Genomic DNA, 1596 nt, shown 5'->3' on the forward strand with positions numbered 1-1596 from the left:
TGAACTGCACCCAAAAAGTTGGACACCCAACGAAGTAAGGTGCAGTTTTTTATGAGCAAGTATTCTCTCAGCTTTAAGCTTGAGGTTGTGCAGCACTATCTTTCCGGCGTGGAAGGGCAGCAAGCGACCGCAAAGCGTTTTAGTATCGATCACAGTGCTGTTCGTAAGTGGACTGCTGCCTGGAAGCTTCATGGCGAAGCCGGGCTGACAACCCGACATTTCACCTACTCTCCTGCCTTTAAAGAGTCTGTTATCCTGCATATGCGTGAACACCGGTTGTCTGTTCGCGAAGTCTGCGCAAAATTTATTATCCCTGCCTTTTCCACTGTTTGTCAGTGGGAACGACTGTATGATGAAGGAGGATTAGAAGCCCTTACAGACAGCCGATACAGGAAAAAAACGATGCCAGAACGTCCTGAAAATCACCCCGTCCCTCCTTTACAGGATCCTCTTAACCCGGATGAACGAGAGGAGCTCGAACAACTGCGTGCTGAAGTGGCCTATCTAAAAAAGCTTCAGGCCTTACTCAGGGAAAGAAGCACGTCAAAACGCGGGATAAAGCGCAGGTCGTGAATGAGTTAAGGTCGGAGTTCCCTCTTGCGCGCTTGTTAAAAGCGGCAGGGCTGGCAAAAAGCACGTTCTACTGGCAACTGACCAGCGGTAAGAAACCAGACAAACATGCCGATGATAAGCGGCAGATTTTAACGCTGTTCCATAAACATAAAGGACGATATGGATACAGGCGAATCACGCTGGCCATCCGCCGGGAAGGAAGCTTACTGAACCATAAAACGGTTCAGAGGTTAATGAAGGAGCTGGATTTAACCTGCTGTATCAGAAGGAAGAAATACAACTCTTACCGAGGTCGGTATGGAAAAGTGGCGGGTAATGTGCTGAACCGGCAGTTCAGTGCGGATAAGCCCAACCAGAAGTGGGTAACAGATGTCACGGAATTTAAGATCAGCGGAGAAAAACTGTATCTGTCCCCCGTTCTGGATCTGTATAACGGAGAAATAGTTGCGTATCAGATGGAGCGCCGTCCTCTTCTGTCGATGGTGGATGACATGCTGTCGAAGGCTGTATCTGTACTGGGTAAAGGCGAATACCCGCTGCTCCACTCAGATCAGGGCTGGCAATACCAGATGGCGCACTATCAGAACCGACTAAAGGGAGTTGGTCTTAAACAGAGCATGTCAAGAAAGGGAAACTGCTACGATAATGCAGTGATGGAAAGCTTCTTCGGCACGCTGAAGTCTGAATGTTTTTACCTTGAAGAATATAAAAGTATCAGTGAGTTACGCATCGCTATCGATGAATACATCCACTATTACAACCATGAAAGAATAAAACAGAAACTAAAAGGCCTGAGTCCAGTGGAATACCGAACTCAGGCCCTTATAACCGCTTAGTATAAACCGTCCAACATTATGGGGTCAGTTCACAGGTAGGCGTTCCGTACATCATCGTGTTCCTGAACAAATGCGACATGGTTGATGACGAAGAGCTGCTGGAACTGGTTGAAATGGAAGTTCGTGAACTTCTGTCTCAGTACGATTTCCCGGGCGACGACACTCCGATCGTTCGTGGTTCTGCTCT

1 protein-coding gene and 1 pseudogene are annotated in these 1596 nt (G+C 47.9%); both read left to right on the forward strand.

Annotation, left to right across the window (positions count from 1 at the left end; genetic code table 11):
* Positions 1–51: 51 nt before the first annotated feature.
* A protein-coding gene (locus tag GY169_RS02410) for an IS3 family transposase (protein ID WP_167574924.1) occupies positions 52–1409 on the forward strand; the annotation gives its coding sequence in 2 pieces (ribosomal slippage) (positions 52–514 and positions 514–1409; 1359 coding nt in all).
* Between the two features lie 29 nt (positions 1410–1438).
* Positions 1439–1596: pseudogene (locus tag GY169_RS23345) on the forward strand (GTP-binding protein); the annotation flags it as partial.

The organism is Kluyvera genomosp. 3 (genome assembly GCF_011765685.1).
GTDB lineage: Bacteria > Pseudomonadota > Gammaproteobacteria > Enterobacterales > Enterobacteriaceae > Kluyvera > Kluyvera georgiana_A.